Annotated in this window: 16 protein-coding genes; 6 read left to right on the forward strand and 10 right to left on the reverse strand. The window is 64.9% G+C overall.

Features of this window, described 5'->3' with window-relative positions; translation table 11 throughout:
- Positions 1–119: 119 nt before the first annotated feature.
- The 3 genes from ACSBOX_RS02765 to ACSBOX_RS02775 all read right to left on the reverse strand — a co-directional run bounded on the left by ACSBOX_RS02765 (position 120) and on the right by ACSBOX_RS02775 (position 4740).
- Complete coding sequence (locus ACSBOX_RS02765) at positions 120–461, reverse strand: hypothetical protein (protein ID WP_442544698.1); 342 nt, start codon at positions 459–461, stop codon at positions 120–122.
- A 173-nt stretch (positions 462–634) separates the two neighbouring features.
- Positions 635–2347, reverse strand: coding sequence for an alkaline phosphatase family protein (locus ACSBOX_RS02770; RefSeq protein WP_442544699.1), 1713 nt, complete (start codon positions 2345–2347; stop codon positions 635–637).
- A gap of 218 nt (positions 2348–2565) precedes the next feature.
- Positions 2566–4740 carry a transglycosylase domain-containing protein gene (locus tag ACSBOX_RS02775; protein ID WP_442544700.1) on the reverse strand — a complete coding sequence of 725 codons (2175 nt, stop codon included), beginning with the start codon at positions 4738–4740 and terminating at the stop codon, positions 2566–2568.
- Between the two features lie 205 nt (positions 4741–4945).
- Here ACSBOX_RS02775 and ACSBOX_RS02780 point away from each other — a divergent pair, with 205 nt between their 5' ends.
- The 4 genes from ACSBOX_RS02780 to ACSBOX_RS02795 all read left to right on the forward strand — a co-directional run bounded on the left by ACSBOX_RS02780 (position 4946) and on the right by ACSBOX_RS02795 (position 8791).
- Complete coding sequence (locus tag ACSBOX_RS02780) at positions 4946–5218, forward strand: hypothetical protein (RefSeq protein WP_442544701.1); 273 nt, start codon at positions 4946–4948, stop codon at positions 5216–5218.
- A gap of 87 nt (positions 5219–5305) precedes the next feature.
- On the forward strand, positions 5306–6238 hold the full coding sequence (locus ACSBOX_RS02785; RefSeq protein ID WP_442544702.1) for a threonine/serine dehydratase: 933 nt from the start codon (positions 5306–5308) through the stop codon (positions 6236–6238).
- A 112-nt stretch (positions 6239–6350) separates the two neighbouring features.
- On the forward strand, positions 6351–6917 hold the full coding sequence (locus ACSBOX_RS02790) for an adenylate kinase (protein WP_442545946.1): 567 nt from the start codon (positions 6351–6353) through the stop codon (positions 6915–6917).
- Positions 6918–6958: 41 nt separating this feature from the next.
- Positions 6959–8791, forward strand: coding sequence for a glycoside hydrolase family 15 protein (locus ACSBOX_RS02795; RefSeq protein WP_442545947.1), 1833 nt, complete (start codon positions 6959–6961; stop codon positions 8789–8791).
- Here the strand turns inward: ACSBOX_RS02795 and ACSBOX_RS02800 are convergent.
- The gene (locus ACSBOX_RS02800; RefSeq protein WP_442544703.1) at positions 8771–11380 is read right to left on the reverse strand and encodes a bifunctional lysylphosphatidylglycerol flippase/synthetase MprF; all 2610 of its coding nucleotides are present in this window, start codon (positions 11378–11380) and stop codon (positions 8771–8773) included. The two genes, ACSBOX_RS02795 and ACSBOX_RS02800, sit on opposite strands and share 21 nt — an antisense overlap.
- Positions 11381–11819: 439 nt before the next feature.
- On the opposite strand from ACSBOX_RS02800, the gene ACSBOX_RS02805 reads away from it, so the two are divergent.
- Both ACSBOX_RS02805 and ACSBOX_RS02810 read left to right on the forward strand, forming a co-directional pair.
- The gene (locus tag ACSBOX_RS02805; RefSeq protein WP_442544704.1) at positions 11820–12452 is read left to right on the forward strand and encodes an SGNH/GDSL hydrolase family protein; all 633 of its coding nucleotides are present in this window, start codon (positions 11820–11822) and stop codon (positions 12450–12452) included.
- A 74-nt stretch (positions 12453–12526) separates the two neighbouring features.
- Complete coding sequence (locus tag ACSBOX_RS02810; protein WP_442544705.1) at positions 12527–12772, forward strand: hypothetical protein; 246 nt, start codon at positions 12527–12529, stop codon at positions 12770–12772.
- Between the two features lie 32 nt (positions 12773–12804).
- Here the strand turns inward: ACSBOX_RS02810 and ACSBOX_RS02815 are convergent, their stop codons facing one another.
- From ACSBOX_RS02815 to ACSBOX_RS02840, 6 genes are all read right to left on the reverse strand, one after another.
- A complete protein-coding gene (locus tag ACSBOX_RS02815) occupies positions 12805–14199 on the reverse strand; it encodes an AAA family ATPase (protein ID WP_442544706.1) in 1395 nt (464 codons plus the stop codon).
- A gap of 57 nt (positions 14200–14256) precedes the next feature.
- Positions 14257–15435: a serine hydrolase domain-containing protein gene (locus ACSBOX_RS02820; RefSeq protein WP_442544707.1), complete on the reverse strand. Its 1179-nt coding sequence runs from the start codon at positions 15433–15435 to the stop codon at positions 14257–14259.
- Positions 15436–15628: 193 nt separating this feature from the next.
- On the reverse strand, positions 15629–16441 hold the full coding sequence (locus tag ACSBOX_RS02825) for a bifunctional allantoicase/(S)-ureidoglycine aminohydrolase (protein WP_442545948.1): 813 nt from the start codon (positions 16439–16441) through the stop codon (positions 15629–15631).
- A 10-nt stretch (positions 16442–16451) separates the two neighbouring features.
- Positions 16452–17720 (reverse strand): DUF6986 family protein, encoded by a 1269-nt coding sequence (locus ACSBOX_RS02830; RefSeq protein ID WP_442544708.1) that lies wholly within the window; start codon positions 17718–17720, stop codon positions 16452–16454.
- 2 nt (positions 17721–17722) lie between these two features.
- Positions 17723–19318: a malate synthase A gene (gene aceB / locus ACSBOX_RS02835; RefSeq protein ID WP_442544709.1), complete on the reverse strand. Its 1596-nt coding sequence runs from the start codon at positions 19316–19318 to the stop codon at positions 17723–17725.
- 14 nt (positions 19319–19332) lie between these two features.
- Positions 19333–20757 carry an NAD-dependent malic enzyme gene (locus ACSBOX_RS02840; RefSeq protein ID WP_442544710.1) on the reverse strand — a complete coding sequence of 475 codons (1425 nt, stop codon included), beginning with the start codon at positions 20755–20757 and terminating at the stop codon, positions 19333–19335.
- Positions 20758–20820 lie beyond the last annotated feature (63 nt).

The raw sequence follows: 20820 nt of genomic DNA on the forward strand, positions 1-20820 counted from the left end.
GGCGTCAGCGTCCGTTCACAGGCAAGATGAAGCCGGGAAAGCGGACGCCCGTGCCGACGCAATGCACCCGAGGACTGGGCAGCCATGGCCAGTCCTCGGGTACGGAATGCAAACTGGCTTTAGCCGCCGCAGTACTTGCTGTAATTGGTGCCCGCGTTCTGGTAATCGTTCTTCAGGGCGTTGAGCTTCGCGGTATCCGGGCTGTCCTTCGAGGACTCGTCCAGGTAGTCCACAATCGTCTTCAGGGTGGGCTTCAGCTCATCCGAGGACACGGCTTCGATCGGGCGGAGCTGGTTGGCTACCCGGATGGTTCCCGTTTTGTCCGTGGTGTTCGTGGGGTTCGAGATGACGGTCTTGACCCGGCTGCAGGTGTCCGCGGTGCTCAGCTGCTGCGGTGCGGAGCAGGCTGAAGCGGAGAGGAGGAGCCCGGCCGCGAGCAGGGTAGTGGTGATTTTCTTCATGGTTCCCTCAGTAGTTGCTGACGTTTGATTGTAAGCAGACGTGGCGTGGCGCCCAATGCAGGCTTCGCCAGCGGAACGGTTCATTTCGTGCGGCCACGGGTCCGAAGATCACAAGGGAGGGGCCCCTCGGCCGTCCGGCCGCGGAACCCCTCCACTGTTTGGAGCGCGCTGGATCAGCGCTGGGGGAGGGCCTTGGTACCCTCGATCTGCACGGCCTGCAGCTTGTTCGGATCCAGGCCAAGCGTCTTCAGGATGGTCGGCGCAATCTGCGTCGTCTCAACGGCGGTGGTCACCGTCCGGGCGTGTTCGTCGTTGCCGCCTGAGATCACGAGGGGCACATCGCGGTCATCCGCGCTGGCTCCGCCGTGTTCAGCGATCTTGGCCTTGCCGCCGGTGTACACCACGCCGGTCTGGGCGATGCCCAGGATGTCCGGGTAGCGTGCGTCGCTGGTTTTGGTGCCGAAGTAGTTTGCAACTTCACTGCCCGCGTAGACCTTGCTCAACCCCGAGGTCGTCACGGTCTTGGCGGCACCGTTGACGTCGTTGCCGGCGGCCGGGTGCGCTGCCAGGTAGTCCTTGGCGAACTGGGCTGCCGCCTGAGAGTGGTCCGAAAGCCACAGTTGCATGATGTCGTCGTCGGTGGAGAAGGCCACGAGGTCTGCCGAGCCCGGGTGGGCCGACTTCCATGCCGCGTTCAGGCCGTCGATGATTGTGCTGTCAGGAACCCTGGTCAGCGTCGAAGAGTCCATCGGCGACTGTCCGTGCTTTGCCGAAAGCATCACCGTGGTGTCCTTGGCGTGGCCGGAAGCGGCGAGCTCGGACTCGAACTTGCCCACGGAAGCGTTGACGAAGTCCAGGGCTTTGCTCAAGAGCGGCCCGGGGACGGTGCCGCCCTGAAGGTAACCGCCGGTGAGGCCGTCCGACGTCGGGAGCTTCTGTGCCGTCGAGACGGCCTGGAAGTTCATCCCGAAGATGCCCGGTACTGCGGCCGTCTTGGTGCCGGAGTGGTCCTTGCCGTCGATCTCGTTCAGCACGGCCTGGACCTTGTAGCCGTCGTACTGCTGGGTAGCGGCATTGTCCTGCGTCCAGTCGCCAGTGAACGGAGCGGCGGCCTTGCTGTTGATTTCCGGGGTGAAGAGGTCATCCAGGCCCTTCCCGGAAGGGCCATTGAGGATTTCATAGGCCGGGTGCTTGTCCGACCACGCCGTGGTCAGGCCAGCGCTCTTCGCCACTTCGAAGACCGTGTTCACCTTCAAGTACTGGTGCGGGTAGACCGGCTTGCACGTCGCCGGGTCAACGGGGAGGGCTGCCGGGTCCAGGAGCGATCCTGGCTGTCCGGTCATGTTCAGGATGCTGCCGGGAAGGCCGGGCAGGCCCTGGCCGGCGTCGAGGGCGTTCTGGTCCTTGTCCGCCGCTTCGGTGAAGGCCACTTCGGCGCCGGGCGCGGTGTTCTTGCAGTCCGTGGTGCCTACCGGCAGGAGTGCCCGGTTGAAGGTGTCGTCATAGTAGACGCCGGTGGTTCCGGGATTGCCGCCGGTCAGCTGTCCGACCATGCCGGGGAAGGAATCCGAGGGCACGGGAGTCTGGGCGTGAGTGTAGCTGGTGCCGTGGTTGACCAGCGACGCGAGCGCCGACGTCGGGTGGTTCTTCACGTAGAGATCCAGGTCCTTCTGGTGAAGGCCGTCCACCGAAAGCAGCAGGACGTGCTTCGAGGTTTCGCCCTGCCCACCCTGGCCCTTGCTGCCGTCTGATCCCTGCTGGCCCTGGACGTCCTGGCCGCCGCGTGAAGCGTCGTCGGCCATCGCCGGCGCCACCGCGGACCCGGCCATCAGCACGGCCCCCAGGACCGCTGCTGTGGCAAGCCTGTTTTTCTTGGCTGTCTTCATGGAAGTAAGACCCTTCGCTATTGCGTTCTTATCGTTCGAGAATGCGTTCCCGGATGATTCTTGTTGCGGGGAGGGTCTCCGTCCCCCGAATTGGGCGTGATCGCAGAAACGTTCACGACAGGTTCAATTGCGGGTAGCCGAACTCTTCCGGAACTCACAGGAAATCCGCGTAACCCCGGGGGTGTGTGGCCTGTCGGGTCATTAACCGACTGGAATTCTCACCGGGAAGGACTCGGCGAGGGCGTGCCCACCATGGACGCGGGCGGCGCAGGGAAAGCTGCCGCGGGGTACAACCCGGCGACCCGCGTCATGTAATTGGCCCATTGCGGCCCGGCCAGCATGTAACCGTCGATGGCGGTGTAGAACTTGCCGTTGATCGTGACGTTCTGTCCGGCCCGGCTCTGTCCTGCCATGGTGTCGCCGAAGAAGGACGCCGTGGCGAGCCCCGTGGTGTATCCGACCACCCAGGTAGAGCCGTTGCTGTTGTTCGTTCCCGTTTTTGCGGCGGTGGGGAACAGGTCCTGGACTTTGGGCTGGATGTAGATGCCGGATCCCCGTTTCAGGACGTCCTGCAGCACGGAGTTGACGCCTCGGGCAATCTCCGGCTTGATTGCCGGGTGGCACGAACCGGCTTGGGCGGGCAGCTTCCCGCCCAAGGGATCCGTGATGCCCACGACGGCGATCGGCGAGCAATAGGTGCCGTCGTCGGCGAAAGTGGCAAAGGCGTCGGCCATCACGAGCGGCGATATTTCGGTGCCGCCGAGGAGATTGCCCAATTGGTGCATGTTCACCGGTGCGTTGTCCACGCCACTGTGGAGGCCCACCGCGTCCACCACCTGCTGGATGCCGCAGAAGTCCAACTGGGTCGCCTCGGCAAAGGTTGCGGTGTTGATGGAGTTGTAGAGCCCGTAGTTCACGGGCATCGGACGGTAGTAGCCCTCGTCGTTGTTGCGGAGATCGTCAGCTGTGCCCAGGCCGGCGATCTTCTGGGCCGTGCTGTAGCCGCCCAGCACCCGCCCGCAGCTGTCCCTCCAGGGGAATCCGAGCGGGTAGACCCTCCTCGACGCGTCCACCACCGTGGTCATGGACTTGCCCTCGTTGAGCCACTCCGTGAAGGTGAACGGCTTCATGGCGGATCCCGGCTGGAAGCCTCCGGCTCCGTTGAGGTCATTGCCGTTGGCGTCCACGGAATCAACGTTGAAGTTGAGTTGGGTATCGAATTTGCCGGGTTCGGCCAGGAACACCGTGTTCTGAGCCATCGCCAGGATCTTGCCCGTGCCGGGCTGCACTGACACCAAGGAGGCGCCCCATTTGTCCGGGTTGGCCCCCGCCGTGGCATCGACCTGCTGCTGTGCGACTGCCTGCAGCCGGCTGTCCAAGGTGGTGGTGATCGTCAAGCCACCGCGGTAAAGAAGCTGTTCCCGGTCCGTGACGCTGGCGCCGTACACCGGGTTGTTGAGGATGAGGTGGGAAATGTAGTCACAGAAGTATACGGCCATGTCCGCGGCGGCGCAGCCCTGCTTCCCGGGCGTGATGTTGAGCTTCAAGGGAGCGACGACGGCGGCCGCGTAGGCTGCCAGCGGGATCTTGTGTTGCGCGAGCATGTCCGCAAGCACCAGGTTGCGCCGTTTGATGGAGTTGTCCGGGTGGACGGATGGGTCGTAGAAGCTGGGGCTATTGACGAGGCCGGCGAGCAGGGCGGCCTGTGGGAGGCTCAGATCCTTGGCGGAAACGCTGAAGAAGTGCTCCGACGCGGCCTCAATGCCGTAAGCGTCCCGGTTGAAGAACACGATGTTGAGGTAGCCCTCCAGAATCTGGTCCTTCGTGAACTTCTTCTCGAGTTCGACGGCGAGTTTCATTTCGCGCACCTTGTCACCAAGGTTCTTTTGACCGCTGAGCACCACTTGTCCCGTCTGGCCGGCCGCCAACCGGGACTCGTTGAGTACGTTGGTCACGTACTGCTGGGTCAGGGTCGACGCACCCTCGTTGGTGCCTTTCGTGAAATTGGAGGCTAATGCCCGCAGGATCCCTTGGGGGTCGATGCCGCCGTGCTCGTAGAAGCGGTTGTCCTCGACGGCGACGATCGCATCCTTGATGTAGGGCGACATCTGGTCGAGGCTGACCCGCACGCGGTTCTCGGCATAGAACGTGGCGATCGTCTTTCCGTCCGCGCTGAGCACTTTCGTGGACTGCGACGGCGGGTTGACCACCAGATCACCCGGGAGGTTGTTGAAGTACTCGATCGAACCGCTGACGGCCATCCCGGCCGACGCTACGCCGGGGACCAGCAGCCCGGCAGCCAGCACGCCGCACAGCGCACTCACCACGAAGAATCCGAAGATCCTTCGCAGGACCCGCGCCAAACCACTTTTCGGGTTGTTCTTCGGAGCCATTTTTCCAGCTATCGAGCGTGCGTGTTTACAGATTACGCCGCCATTCCTCCCGTCACATAGGCCCCGAAATCCGTGGCGACACGGCCCTCGTGGTTATGTTCGTCACTTCGCCCGCGCGCTGACCGTGTCCGGCGTTTTTGCGGATGCATACTGAAGTTATTCGGGCGCGGTGATGGAAGGCAGGTGGCAGCCGGTGGAGACACTGATGGCTGTTGTGAGGAGCGAGTATTTTCCGGCGGGAGCCGTGCTCGTGGGCGTGGTTTTGTTCTGGACAATCGGCTTGCTCGGCGGGTTGTCCTGGTTGAGTGGAGCCCAGCAGCCCTTGGCCATCCTGACGTGGCTGATCTTCATCTACGGCGTGGTTGTGCTGTCTCCCCTCGCTGGAATCTGGGCCGCCGTGGACCTTGCCCGCCGTTGGTTGCGGAACCGCCAGGCTCGCCGTCAGCAGCTCGGATCGGCCGACGTCGAGTCCTTCTAAGTTCCCACCGGCGTGAGCCCGCACGGTAGGCGATAGCCTGAAGCTAGCGCCTGCCCACGATCGGACCGCACGGAACGAGGACCTCCCATGATCACACGCGTCGACGTCGATGAAGCCGCTGCCCGGATTGCGGGGAGGATCCGCCGCACACCCGTTTTCGAGGCGGATGCCGGGACGGTGCCCGGACAATTGTGGTTCAAATGCGAGTTCATGCAGCACACGGGGACGTTCAAGGCGAGGGGTGCCTTCAACCGCGTACTGGCCGCACGGGAACGCGGCGAGCTCAAGGAAGATGTTGGGATCGTCGTCGCCTCGGGAGGCAACGCGGGGTTGGCGAATGCCTACGCCGCAGCCCAACTCGGTGTGCCGGCAACGGTTTTCGTCCCGGAAACCGCCCCTGCCGTGAAGGTCAGGAAACTCAAGGCCAGCGGAGCCACGGTGGTCCAGCGCGGAACCGAGTACGCCGAAGCATTCGAGGCCGCCCTCGACTACGCCACGGAAACCGGGGCGGTTTACTGCCATGCCTACGACCAGGCCGAAATCGCCGCGGGTGCCGGCACTGTGGGCTCGGAGCTCCTGGACCAGCTGGGCGCCATCGACACTGTCGTGGTGGCCGTTGGCGGCGGCGGGCTCATGGCGGGAATCGCGGCCGCCGTCGAAGGCCACGCCCGGGTTGTCGGCGTCGAACCGGACAATGCTCCCACCCTCTATTCGGCCCTCGCCGCAGGCGCACCCGTTGACGTTGCCGTCTCGGGGATCGCCGCAGATTCCCTGGGGGCCCGGCAGATCGGCCGGATCGGTTTTGACGTGGCCGTCCGCACGGGCGTCCGGACGGTCCTGGTGTCCGACGACGACATCGCCGCCGCGCGCTCGCTGCTCTGGGAGCAGTACCGGATAGTCGTGGAACACGGCGCAGCCGCAGCTTTCGCGGCCGTGAACTCCGGAGCGTATGTTCCCGCGGAAGGGGAACGCGTGGCCGTGATTCTTTGCGGGGCCAACACCGACCCCGCCACGGTCTAGGACCAAGTCAAGCCCTGCCGCGAGCGCTCCGCAGTTGCTAAGCTCTAGCCACAATGCCGGGGCACGCGAAACCGCTTCACGAACGGACAGGTGACATTTGCGATTGATCATCATGGGCCCTCCCGGCTCGGGCAAGGGCACCCAGGCAGAACATATCGCCGGGCATTTCGGAATACCCGCCATTTCCACCGGAGACATCTTCCGCGCGCACGTCGGAGGCAGGACGGAACTCGGAGCCGAAGCCAGCAAGTACATGGACAGCGGCGAGTTCGTGCCGGACCACGTCACCAATGCCATGGTCCGGCAGCGGCTTGGCAGCGCAGATGTCCTGGCTGGATTCCTCCTGGACGGATACCCCCGCACAACGGCTCAAATCGAAGCCTTGGACGGCATGCTGGCCGGCAACCGGCAGCAGCTTGACGCCGTCGTCGAACTAACGGTCGACGACGACGAGCTCGTGGCGCGAATGCTCCGCAGGGCGCAGGAGCAGGGCCGCAGCGATGACACAGCGCCGGTGATCCGGCGTCGGCTGGAGCTTTACCGCAACGAGACGCAGGCCGTGGTGGAGCAATACTCCGAGCGCGGTATCGTGCTCGCCGTGGATGGTTCCGGCCAGCGGGAAGAGATCACTGCCAAGGCCATAACCGCCATTGAATCAGCACTAGGAAAGGGACTGTGAACGGTCAACCGCCTACCGGCCAGAGAATCGAAGACTATGCGATGATCGGGGACCTGCACACCGCGGCCCTCGTCAGCACGACCGGCTCCATAGACTGGCTGTGCCTCCCACGTTTCGATTCGCCGGCGTGTTTCGCCGCGCTCCTGGATTCACCCCAAGCCGGGCGCTGGCTCTTGGCGCCTGAAGCCGGGGGAATCTGTACGCGCCGCCAGTACCGGGACGGGACCCTCATCCTGGAAACAGATTGGGAGACCAAGGATGGGCACGTCCGGGTCATCGACTTCATGCCGCCGCGCGACGCCGTCGCGGACATCGTGCGCATTGTTGAAGGGATCCGCGGGACGGTCAAGATGCGCGGGGAGCTGATCCTGAGGTTCGACTACGGACACGTGGTGCCCTGGGTGCGCCGCGACAGGCATGGCCTCCGCGCCGTAGCCGGTCCGGACTCCGTCTACCTCAAGACTCCGGCGCCGTTGAAAGGCAAGGACTTCACGACGGTCAGCGAATTCACGGTGAAGGCCGGCGACCACATCCCCTTCGTGCTGACCTGGGCGCCGAGCCACGAACGGCGGCCACGCACGGTCGAGGCAGATATCGCGCTCGACGACACTGCGGCGTTCTGGACGGACTGGTCCAAGCGTTGCACCGTCCGGGGGCCTTACCGGAAAGCCGTTCAGCGTTCCTTGATCACGTTGAAGGCCCTCACCTACGCGCCTACCGGGGGCATTGTTGCCGCCGCCACCACCTCGCTGCCCGAGCAGATCGGCGGGCCGCGGAACTGGGACTACCGCTATTGCTGGCTCCGTGACGCCACGTTGACCCTCCAGGCGTTCCTCGCCGCGGGCTATACCGAGGAGGCCGCCGCGTGGCGGGACTGGCTCCTTCGTGCTGTGGCAGGCGACCCGGCCGACCTCCAGATCATGTACAGCCTGCACGGCCATCGGAGGTTGCCGGAGACGGAGCTGACCTGGCTTTCGGGGTACCAGGGGTCGACGCCGGTGCGCATCGGGAATGCGGCGGCGGAGCAGCTTCAGCTGGACGTCTGGGGAGAAGTCCTGGACTGCCTGTCCCTGACCCGCGCATCGTTGATGAACGTGGGCGATGAGTCTTGGGCAATCCAGACCGCCCTCATGCGCCACCTTGAGAGCACCTGGGACCAGCCGGACAACGGGCTCTGGGAAGTCCGCGGCCCGCGGCGGCACTTCGTGCACTCCAAGGTGATGGCCTGGGTCGCCGCTGACCGCATGGTCCGGGGTATCCGTGAATCGGGGATGCCTGGCCCCCTGGATCGCTGGGAGGCGTTGCGGGATACCATCCATGACGAAGTGATGACCCACGGATTCGACGCGGACCGCAACACCTTCGTGCAGTCCTATGGGAGCAAGGAACTGGACGCGAGCCTTCTCCTGATCCCCAAAGTAGGCTTCCTGCCGCACGACGATCCACGCGTGATCGGCACCATTGACGCCATCCAGCGCGAGCTGACGGAAGACGGCTTTGTGCTGCGCTACCGTCCCCAGGACAGCGACGACGGACTGCCGGGCAGGGAGGGCGTCTTCCTTGCATGTTCCTTCTGGATGGTGGACGCACTATTGGGGGCCGGGCGCCGCGCGGAGGCGACGGCGCTCTTCGATCGGCTTCTGGCCTTGCGCAATGATGTGGGACTGTTGAGCGAAGAATGGGACGTCCAGGCGGGCCGGCAACTTGGCAATGTGCCCCAGGCCTTCAGCCATTTCGGCATGGTGCTCAGTGCCTTGCAACTTCAGCACGGCAAAGCGCACCACAGCAATGTACCGATCGGCGGGGTCACACCGTCGGACACTTTGCCGGAATCGCGTGAATCGTCGCCGGCTTCAGGGGCGGCTTTGAGCTGACGTTCCGGAGCGCTTGGGCCAGCGGAAGATCCGGCCTGCCAAGGCGAGCCCGGCCCCGAGGTTGAGCATTGGCAGGTAGGCCCGCGCCACGGCGGTTCCAACGGCCGGCAGGGAAGCGGCATCGGGGTAGAGCATGTAGAGGGGCTCGTACCGGGGCCGGAACTTTGCCTTGAACGCCAAGAGGGACCGGAACCCGTAGACCGGTTCCAAAGTCGCCCCCAACCAGTCGAGCAAGCGGTCGAGGTTGCCCGGAGGCCGGGATCGTGGCCTCGGGCGTGGCAGCTCGGAAGGATCCTCTTCGACCCGTGCCAAGGGCGCCCCGGAGAGGCTCACGAATTCGCATCCTTCATCCTTGAGGCTGAGGGCCGCGGAAGCGATGAGGAATTCGATGCTGGCACGGAAGCCCCCGCTACGGCGGCGCATGAAATCCAGGGTCCATCCCACGATGTGCCCGTTGCGGTAGACGGGCAACCAGGACGTGACGGCGTGAACGGTGTGGCGCTGGTCGATTGCAAGCAGGCAACGCACTTCGGGGTCGTCGAGTTCATCGAGGCTGCCCAAGGTGAAGCCCATTTCGGGCATGTTCTTGTCTGCCACCCATTCTTCGGAGATTTCCTCGATCTGGACCTGGACGGAGAACGGCGCCGAGGCGTAACGCGTCCACTCATAGCGGATGCCCGCCTTCGAGGCATTGTTCAACGCCGTGCGGATGTCCTGGAACTTCTTTCCCTTGAAGGACACAGAATGCAAAGGCAGGACCGTTTCCTGGGCTACTTGTGCCGAGCTCCAACCGGAGGCATCCGCGTGGTCGCGCAATTCCTGGGGTACGGAGTAGAAACACGGCGTCCACCCGTTGCCCCTGCAATAGCGGACAAATTCGTCGAAGACGGCCTTCATCTCGGATTTGGGTCCCACCGGGCCGCCGAGCGTGAGGGCGACCCCCGTGCTGACCCGGTAGGCGACAAAGGACTGCCCGGACGCGGAGAACCAGTACATGTTTCCCGGCCACGTGGTCATCCAGGACAGCGAGCTCCCCTCCCGCGTCTTGATGATCTTCCGGGCACGCTCCGTACTGGCGTCGTGCCGGGTGTGGGACTGGTGGAGGAAAGTCCTGAAGATCAGGACACCCGCGATGGCCCAGAAAACGACCCCCACGCCCTCGTACACGAGAACGGCGGCCGTGCCCAGGGGGAAGATCGCCGGGGGTACGTCCAGGACGAAGCCCAGCGGAAGGAAGCGGTCAGGGACATCCGCCAGTAGGTCCGGCAGCCCTGGAACAGGGGAGAATTCCCGGGCAAGGAAGAGCCCGGCGCTGACATAGACAACACTGAGCACGGCCGCCATCGCGAGGACCCTGATGGCGAGGCGTCTGTAGGTCCCCTTCGGCGCCTTGACGTGAAACAGCCTCCGGGTTGCGAGCAGGATGATGGTCAACGCCAGGGGCAGGAGGAGGGGCAGCGCCAAGGTGAATGGCTGCGAGGAAGCCGAACCTTCGATTGCGACAATCCCCTCGCTCGCACCGGTGTCCGAAGTAGTCGGCTGCAGGACTCCGGCGAGGGCAATTCCGGCCAGGACGGAAAGGCCTACCTGGATCACAAGGGTCCCCACCCAGGCAAAGCGCCGTCCGCGGCGGAGGCCCTCCGCAAGCAACAGCAGGAGGAAGGACGGAAGGATGGCCATGAAGATCCCGCCGGCGCCGGCGCGCAACTGCAACTGTGCGACGGCACAGTCCTTCGCTTGCGCCGGATCCGAACAGAGGTTCTGGAGTGTTTGGGGATCGACAGGCTGGATGTTGGTAAATAGGAAACGCAGGATGGACAACGGTCCCACGGCATGCGGGATCAGGCCGGCCACCACAGGACCGATCGCCGATGCGGCAATGAGCAGCGAAAGCAGCACCCGGCCTTCGTGCCGGGAACTGACCGGGCGCGCAAACCGCGGCCGACGTCCCATCAGGAATGGACCGAGAGCCATGCCCGCACCTGCGGCGCCGAGCCTGACCAGATCCGCAAAGCCTCCGCTGTACAGGGCCAGGAGGAGCAGCAGGGCGAAGACGACCAGCCGTATGCGGCGCCTCCACAGGGTTGGCATGGACGCAGTTCCCGCCATCGCCGTACCGATGATGAACGCACTCGGACCGAAGAAGAGATGGCTGCCGATCTCCTCGGTCCAGCTACCAAGCAGGCCTTGGGCCACGGCAAGGAATCCAAGGGCAATGCCGACGCCCAGGATCTGGCTGGAGACAGCAGCTATGGCGAACGCTCGCCGCCCCATTCGCCGCTCCAACGGCACGCCCAGCAGCAGCACCAACGCAGTGTCCAGCACGTAGCCCGTCAGGTCCCTGGCCCAGGCGGCGGAAGCCACGATGGCCTCCCAGTGCTCAGGCAAGGAGCGGGGCGTCAGGGCGACGTTGAGCCGCCACTGCGCGTCCGGTCCGGTGGCAAGACTTGAGGTCAGGGCTCCCAATCCCCAGAAAACGATGACAAAACCCAACGTGAGCTGCGCTGAGCGCAGCCTTCCCGTCCATGATCGCCGCAAACGGGCGTCCGGGACAGGCGGGGTTCCCGGCTTGGGCGCCGGTGCGTGCACGGGGTTCCTATCTGTGCGTCGGAAGGATGGGGGTGCGAAATGAAATTCTTTCACACCGGCCGTCCGACGGGGATAATTCACCCGTCGTTGTCACCTTCGCCATCCCGATCCAATAGACTCCGACGTAGGCAGGCTGGCGGCTCGCACCGTCGCCCGCCTATCAGTAATGGAAAGTTGCTTGACCGCCGCTAAACCGAACAGAAAGCAAGACCGGTACAGGACGATGCACAAATCTCGCATATTCCGCTTCGCTGCATCCGTGATCGCCGCCGGAGTGCTCTTGGCGGGCTGTTCGCAAGCGGCCACCGTACCGTCCGACTCATCCAGCGGCAGGCAAACAGCGGCGCCGATTGCGCCGTCGGGGAGTCCGGCGGCAGCGGGCCAAGGTCCCAGGAAAGTTGACTCCGGGCAGGATCCGTCAAAGCTTCCCGTGGGGTCCTTGTATAAGAATCCCGGCGACAACCGGAACGAGATCATCCTCGCGGACGTCCGGCACACGGCCGTCCTGATTGGCGATTCCCAGTCCCAGCCTGAAGGATCCTGGCCGCGGGCAGCCTTGGGCGCCATTGGCTACAAGGTGTACACAGTCGGCCGCGGCGGAACGGGCTTCGTGGCCGCCACGAACACCACCGGCAACTACATCGATGCGCTGCAACGCGGAGACTGGGTACTGCCGTATGGGACGCCACCCCTGATCGTTCTCCAGGGCGGCGGCAACGATGCTTCCCGCAAAGTGAGCGATGAGCAGATCACGAGCAATGCCAACCGGCTCATTGCGGCCCTCAGGAAGAGGTATCCGCTGGCGAAGATCGCGATGATCGGAACCCTCGCGAGGGGCGCCAACGCCGGCGGTGGCCGCCGTACGCAGGTTGACGCACTGCTGGGCACTATCGCGGCAAAGGCCGGAGCGACCTTCTTCAGCGTGGGCGACTGGATCACCAAGTATCAGGTGGCCGGGGACTTGGTGGACGGCGTGCACCTGAATGCTGCCGGGCATGCCAAGCTCGCTGGTGTCCTGGCAGCGGACATGGCCGCGGCGGGACTTCGCTTGCCTGCGGATCCTGCCAACTGACCCGTCTCCAAAGTCTTGGACCTGCGCCAACATTGACGCTGGCAGAACTTCGTGCGCCGGAGAACAATTGATCTATGGTCAGCTATTCAGCCCTCGAAGACGCGTCCAGCAAGAATCCGCATGACTGGGGCCGGGCGATGGCAACAGCGATGACGAAGCTCCTGGATGCGGCTCGGATTGACGGACGGCATTTCGAACACGAGTTCCTCTACGGCGAGGAACTCAGCCTGAGGATCGACGAGAACAACGGCGGAGCCACGGTCAAGCTCACGTGGACACCCGCGGACCAAGAGCCCGAACCGGAGGACAACCCCGGCTGAGCGCGCCCTGCCGTACTGAGCTTGGGCGGAGGCTACACCTTTGCGACGGGCTCACGGCCGTCGCTTCCGAGCAGGCTCCGCGTGAGGGCCTCGCTGTCGGCCATAAGCTGGCCCACCGCGTCGCCCAGGTGCGAATCGCCGGGAGCTTGGCCTGCGAGTGCGGCCGCGACTACCGAGCGCCTGATCAGTTCCTTGGCGAACGACGCCGTGGTGCCGGCTGTGTGGGCAGCAGCACCTTCGATCGCCGAAGGGGAGAATTGGAGTCCGCTCGAATACAGCTTCAAGAGCTCCACCCGCTCGTGTTTGGACGGAAGGGGTATCTCCACCGCCAGGTCCACTCGTCCAGGCCGCTGGGAGAGTGCCCGCTCCAAAAGTTCCACGCGATTGGTGGTCAGCACGAACGCGACGTCAGCATCGTTGTCCAGCCCGTCCATGGCGTCGAGCACTTCGAAAAGCAACGGTTTGGGTCCATGGCCGAAACTGCGGTCCTCGGCGATCAGATCGCAGTCCTCCAGCACCACGATGGACGGCGCCAAGGCCCGGGCAATCTTGGCTGCCTCGGCAATCCTGGCGAGCGAACCGCCGGAGAGGAGTACCGCCGTCGTACCCTCGCTTTGGCTCAGCAGGTACCGGACCGTGTGTGTTTTACCGGTGCCCGGGGGCCCGTAGAGGAGAAGGCCGCGCTTGAGGTGCTGTCCATGCGCCGCGAGGATGGCCGCTTGCCGGGCGATGCCCAGGGTGTGGCCCTCCACTTTGTCGAGGAGACCGGCCGGAAGGACCACATCGCTGCTGGCCAGCTCCGGGCGCCTGATGAAGGTCACCCCGCTGATGCTCGGCCCGTAATCGCTGACAGCGAGGGCTATGATCTGGCCCTTGAAAACGCTCTGGTGTTCCATGTCGCGCCGCACCTCCGCCAGAAGTCCGGAAGCGACGGCAGAGCGGGCGGCGAGGACTTCGAGCGAGACAGTCTGCCGGCCTCGTTCCACCTTGGCCTCGCGCTGGAGGACTGCCACGGGCGAGCCGCCATAGTTGAAAAGCCACAGTCCCAGCGCCACGGCCTGGCGCTGGGACTCCGGACCCGTGGCCAGGTTGGTGTAGTCCGGCTGGGCGATGGGAAAGCGCGGATAGTTGCGGGACTGCTGGAGCATGTCGCTGAAGGACATATGGTGGCGTTGATCGCCACCCCCGATGCCCACCAGCCGATAGTCCGGATCCCGGCCCGCGAGCTTTTCCATGACGATGTCCACATCCACCAAGCGGTGCGGCGGGATCTCCTCCGCCACCACGGATAGTTCGTCTGCGGGCACGCCGAGATGCCCTGTCAGCGCCTGTAGCAGCTGCTCGGCGTCGGACTGGTCCAATCCGGACTGGGCCAATCGGGTCAGTGTTGCGAAGTCCTCGATGAATTTCCCCAGATTCTCATCCATGGTCAGACCCTAGCAGGAGGGGCATCGCATGGTCAGGGGCACCGGCCTCGGAGTGAATCAGCAGAGTCCGTTCATGGCCGCGATGGCCACCTCCCGGAGCTGTTCGAACTCCGGCTGGCCGCTCCCGTCGGTCGACTCAAGGTGCTTTTCCGTGTCGGAGGGATAGGCGAAGCTCATCGCTATCTGGCGGCTCCCGTCGCTCGTGGACAACGCGATGCTCGCAAACCAGGTGCTGCCCCCATAGCCGTAGTAGAAACCGTTGGTGCATTCGTCATTCCAACGCTGCAGCCCGAGCCCGTGGTCCTCCTGCCACATGGTTTGCATGTCGCGCAGGGTGTTCGCCGTCAGGAGGCGGCCTTGCATGAGCGCCGCATAGAACGTGTTGATGTCGCCCACCGTCGAGATGACCCCCTCTGCAGGGGACGCGATGAGATACTCCGGCTGCGAGGCGTTGATGCGCTCGCCGTCGATGAATTCGTAGCTCTGGATCATGTCGCGGGCATCGCGATCCGGCTCGGCTGCCAGCGAGGTGTGGCTCATTCCCAGCGGAGCGAAGATATTCGCATCCAGGACGTCGCCGATTGACCGGCCGCGGAGCTTTTGCACGATCGCGGCCAGGACGAAGTAGTTGGCATCCGAGTAACGGAAGAGCTGGAAGTTTGCGTGCGCCCACGGCACGGTCCCGGCCATCCGGAGATAGTCCTGGATGCTGAACCTCGTGTCGATGGCCTGTTTGGGCGGCATGGCCTTCAAGATCGCTTCCGGCGCATCGGGCAGGCCGGAGCTGTGGTTCAGAAGGGAACGGATGGTGACGGGGCCAGGCGGATGGACGAGCTGCTCGAATTCCGGGAAGTAGTCCGTGACGGGGTCCTCAAGGCCCAGCTTTCCTTCCTGGACCAGCTTGAGCACCGAGACCGCCACCATCGACTGCGTGATGCCGCCGGCCTGGATCCGGTCGGTCACGACCACCGGCTCTCCGGTTTCGACGTCTTGGCTTCCGTAGGCCTGGGACCATTCGTGTCCCCGGACTTTGATCTGGACGACGACGGCCGGCGCACCCCGGTTGAGCATTTCATGCGCGAAGAAATCCGCAACGGGGGACTCAGGAAGTGCCGTCTGCGAATCCGACGACGAAGTGTCTGCCGGGGGTTCGCTTGTCAGGGGGTAGGTGCAAGCTCCGGACGCCAGGATCAAAGCCAGGACCGCGGCGACCCGCGCTCGCCGCGACGTCTCCATGGCTGCCTCCTGAAGCTACGCTGCAGGGCAACGGCTGGGCGCCCTTGCCCCCGTAGTTTCGATCGTCCTCTTCCGAAGCGAGAGGGTCAACGCCGAAAACGTGGGTGCGCCAAACCCAACTAACTCGCAGTTAATGTCGTTATGAGGGCTCATAACGACATTAACTGCGAGTTAGTTGGGGTAGCCGGGAGGCCTAGGTCAGCTTGACCTGACGGTTGACGTCCTTGTACAGCAGGTAGCGGAACGGGCCCGGGCCGCCGGCGTAGCAGGCCTGCGGGCAGAAGGCGCGCAGCCACATGAAGTCGCCTGCCTCCACTTCGACCCAGTCATTGTTGAGCAGGTACATGCCCTTACCCTCCAGGACGTACAGGCCGTGTTCCATGACGTGGGTTTCCGGGAACGGGATGACCCCGCCGGGCTGGAACGTCACGATGTTCACGTGCATGTCGTGGGCCAGGTCGTTGGGGTCCGCGAAGCGCGTGGTTGCCCAGACGCCGTTGACGTCCGGCATTTCGCCGGCCTCAACCTCGTCGTCGCTCGTGACGAAGGACTTGGCTTCGTAGCCCTCAAGGCGCTCGTAGGCCTTGCGGATCCAGTGGAAGGAGACGATCTCATCCGAGACGTTCTCCAAGCCCCAGCTGGATCCGGCCGCGAGGTAGGCGTAGCCACCCTCTTCGAGCTGGTGCAGTTCGCCGTCGAGGGTCAGATTGACCTTGCCCTTGGTGACGAAGACGACGCCTTCGACGCCGGCCTCGAACTCGGCCTTGGGAGCACCGCCGCCCGGGCCGATCTCAACGATCAACTGGGAGAACGTGGTGGCGAATCCGGAGATCGGGCGGGCGATGATCCAGGAACGCGTGTTCGAGAAGCCAGGCAGGTTGCTGGTCACGATATCGGTCAACACGCCCTTGGGGATGACCGTGTAGGCCTCCGTGACGATTGCGCGTTCGGTGGTGAGGTGGGTCTGCGGCGGCAGGCCGCCTTGGGGGTAGTAGTACTTGCCCATCATTGGATCCTTACTTGGAGGTGGTGTGTGCGAGCCGCGGATGCGCCAGTGCAGTCAGCCGGGGGAGTTCGACGCCGGCAAGCGCCAGCACTTCTTCGGAACCCACCGCTCCGCATTGGACGCCGCGCAGGACGAAGGCGGCCAGGGCGCGGGCGGTGGCGGGTTCGTCCATGACGCCGCCTTCGGTGCGCTCCACGTAGTTGCGGAGGCGTGCGGCGGCAGCCGGCAGGCACTCGCGGTAGAACGCATACGTTGCCGCGAAGCGGCTCGGCAACTGGGCAGCGTGCAGGTCCCAGCCCTGGTAGTAGCCGCGTTCAAGGGAGCGGCGGACCAGACGGCCGTGCAACTTCCATGCGTTTTCCACGTTGTCGCCCACGGGGATGATGTTGGTGGAGCCGTCGGAGAGGCGGATGCCCGTTCCCGCGACGGCCAGCTGCATGACTTCCTTGGCGAAATCCGCCACCGGGTGCTCCATGGACTGGTACTCCGCGGAGATCTGCAACGAAGCGGAGTAGTCGTAGGTGCCGTAGTGCAATGCGCTGATGCGGCCCGGAACTGCGTGCGGCAGCCGGGCCACGGGGGAGGTTCCCTCCGGGCCGAGGATCAGCTGCGGCGTCTCAACCTGGACCTCGAAACGAAGCCGGCCCGCCGGAAGGGAGTGGATCTCTTCCAACCGGGAGACCGCGAAGTCCATTGCCTCCACCTGGGCCACCGTGGTGACCTTCGGCAGCGTCAGGATGAGGCCCTCGGGCAGCTCCCCGGCGGAGGCCAACGTGGAGACGAACAGGTCCAGGGTCTTCAGGCCACGCGCCCGGGTGGGGGCCTCGAAGCACTTGAAGCGGATGCCGATGAACGGCGGGGCGGAACCCGCGGCAACGGCTTCGCTGACGGCCTGGGCCGCCGCTACTGCCGCGACGTCTTCTGCTTCATCGCCGCGGTCGCCGTAGCCGTCCTCGAAGTCGAGGCGCAGGTCCTCGATCGGTTCGCTGCGCAACTTGGCAGCCACACGGGTGGCGACGGCGGCAGCCAGTTCGGGCTCCTGGCCCAGCAGCGTACCGAGCCTTTCGAGACCGCCGTGGGCCTCCGCCGTCGTGATCGCCTGGGCGCCCCATTCTGCGGAGAGCGACGGCGTGAAACGGTCCGCCGGGACGTACACCGTGTGCACGGGCTGGCGGGTGCCGTCGTCGCCGGGGTAGTTGCGTTCCAGGAGCTGGTCGGTGGCGGCCAGTTGGGAGTCGATCGCGGCGAGATCTGCCGCAGAGAAAGAGGAAGCGGCCATCCCTACACCAGCTCGTAGGCGGGAGTGGTGAGGAAGTCCGTGTAGTCCTCGGACAGACAGATGTCCGCGATCAGGCGGCTCGCGGGCTCGTAGAACTTCCCGAAGGATTCGGCGTCCACCTCGCTCCGCAGGCGATCGGTCTCTTCGCCGAGGATCCGGGTGACCAGTTCGCGGGTGACGGTGTTGCCGGTGTCGGCGAGGACGGACTTGTTGCGGATCTGCTGCCACACCTGGGAACGGGAGATCTCCGCGGTGGCGGCGTCTTCCATGAGGTTGTGGATGGCGACGGCGCCGCTGCCGGAAAGCCAGACTGCGGTGTACGCGACGGCGACGTAGAGGTTCAGGCGGAGCCCGGCCTCGGTCACGTGGCCGCCCGCGGAGGAGATGTCCAACAGCTGTTCGGCGGTCACGGAGACCTCCGGGCGCTGCTTGTCCAGCTGGTTCGGCTTGTCGCCCAGCACCGAGTCGAACACTTCGCGGCAGGTGGAGACGAGGTCCGGGTGGGCCACCCAGGAACCGTCGAAACCGTCGTTGGCCTCGCGGGTCTTGTCCGCACGGACCTTCTCGAAGGCCTGGGCGGTGACTTCGGGTTCGCGGCGGTTCGGGATGACGGCAGCCATGCCGCCCATGGCGAAGGCGCCGCGCTTGTGGCAGGTCTTGACCAGCAGTTCCGTGTAGGCGCGCATGAACGGGGCCGTCATGACCACGGACGCGCGGTCCGGCAGGATGAAGGACTCGCCGGCGTCGCGGAAGTACTTCACGATGCTGAACAGGTAGTCCCAGCGGCCGGCGTTCAGGCCGGATGCGTGGTCGCGCAGTTCGTAAAGGAACTCGTCCATTTCGAAGGCGGCCGGGATGGTTTCGATGAGCATGGTGGCGCGGACGCTGCCCTGCGGGATGCCGAGGAAGTCTTGGGCGAAGACGAAGATGTCGTTCCAGAGGCGGGCCTCGAGGTGGCTTTCCATCTTGGGCAGGTAGTAGTACGGGCCCTGGCCGTTGAGGAGAAGCTGCTTGGCCACGTGGAAGAAGTGCAGGCCGAAGTCCACCAGCGCGCCCACGGTGGGTTCGCCGTCGAGCAGGAGGTGCCGTTCGTCCATGTGCCAGCCGCGGGGGCGGGCGACGACGACGGCGAGCGGCGCGTCCGTGCGGAGCCGGTATTCCTTGCCCTCCGGGGAGGTGTAGCTCAGGGTGCCCTGGGCGGCGTCGCGGAGGTTGAGGATGGCGTCGATGACATTCGCCCACGTCGGGGTGCTGGCGTCCTCGAGGTCGGCGAGCCATACCTTGGCTCCCGAGTTCAAGGCGTTGATGGCCATCTTGGCCGGGGAAGCCGGGCCGGTCATCTCGACCCTGCGGTCCTGCAAAGCCTTGGGTGCTTCGGCGACCTTCCAGTCGCCGTCGCGGATGTCCTGCGTTTCGGGCAGGAAGTCGAGGCGGCCGGTGCGGGCCACTTCTTCACGCTTGGCGACGCGGGCCGCGAGGAGTTCGGTGCGGGTGCCCGCGAAACGGCGGTGCAGTTCCTCCACGAAGGCCAGCGCCTTGGGAGTCAGGATCTCCTCGGCTCGTTCGATCGGCCGGGGGTCTGTGACAGTGAGAGCCATGGGATGGTCCTTTCCTAGAGAGCGCTGGAGGCCTGCGTTTGCTGCTGCCGCGCGTTTGCCGCGTTTGCTGCATTTGCTACGGCTGCGGCGACGTCGGCTGCAACGTGGGGGTCGAAGACGCTGGGGATAATGTAGCTCGCATTCAGTTCATCATCTGCGACCCGGTTGGCGATAGCCTCTGCCGCGGCCACGAGCATTTCCGGGATGATGTCCGATGCTCCGGCGTCGAGCAGCCCGCGGAAGAAGCCCGGGAAAGCCAGCACGTTGTTGATCTGGTTGGGGAAGTCGCTCCGGCCGGTGGCCACCACGGCTGCGTGCTTGGACGCGATCACCGGGTCGATTTCCGGGGTGGGGTTGGCCATGGCGAACACGATCGCGTCCTCGGCCATCGAGGCGACCTGCTCTTCGCCGATCACGTGCGGGGCGCTGACGCCGATGAAGACGTCGGCACCCTTGAGGGCTTCGTGCAACGTGCCGGAGAAGCCGGCCTCGTTGGTGTTCGCGGCAATCCAGGAACGGTGCTCGTCGTCGTACTTTTCGCCCGAGTGGATGGCGCCGGAGCGGCCTGCGGCGACGATGTGCTGCGCGCCCTGGGCCTTGAGGAGTTGAATGATCGCCGAGCCGGCAGCGCCGACGCCGGAAACTACGATCTTGACCTCGGACAGCTTCTTGTCCACCACGCGCAATGCGTTGACGAGGGCTGCGAGGGTGACAATCGCGGTTCCGTGCTGGTCGTCGTGGAAGACGGGGATGTCCAGCTCATCGCGGAGCCGCTTCTCGATTTCGAAGCAGCGCGGGGCGGCGATGTCTTCGAGGTTGATACCGCCGTAGACGGGGGCCATGGCCTTGGCGATCATGATGATTTCCTCAGTGTCCTGGGTGTCCAGGCAGACCGGCCAAGCGTCGACGTTGGCGAACTGCTTGAACAGCGCGGCCTTGCCTTCCATGACAGGCAGCGCTGCGGCCGGGCCGATGTTGCCCAGGCCAAGGACGGCCGAACCGTCGGTGAGGACGGCGATCGTGTTCCGCTTGACCGTCAGGTTGCGTGCAGCGGCCGGGTCCTCGGCGATGGCGAGGCAAACGCGTGCGACGCCGGGGGTGTAGGCGCGCGAGAGGTCGTCGCGGTTGCGCAGGGCCACCTTCGGGACGACCTCGAGCTTGCCGCCCAGGTGCATGAGGAAGGTGCGGTCCGAGACATGCTGGACCGTGACGCCGTCGAGCGCGTTGAGGGCGTCCTTGACGCGGTTGGCGTGGTCCTCGTCCGTGGTGTTGCAGGTGACGTCGACAACCAGGGTGTCGTGGTGCGACTCGGTCACATCCAGCGCGGTGACGGCTGCACCGGCAGCGGCGACGGCTGCGGCCAGCTCGCTCGTGGCAGTGAAGCTCGACGGCGCGGCGACGCGCAGGGTGATCGAATTTCCGGGGCTCGGGTTCGCCATTGAATTTCCTCCTCGTACAGGCCCGTAGCGGGCCTCCGCTCTAACCGAATGTTTTCGTATTAT

The sequence above is a fragment of the Arthrobacter sp. KN11-1C genome, assembly GCF_052180225.1.
In the GTDB taxonomy this organism is placed as follows: Bacteria; Actinomycetota; Actinomycetes; order Actinomycetales; family Micrococcaceae; genus Arthrobacter.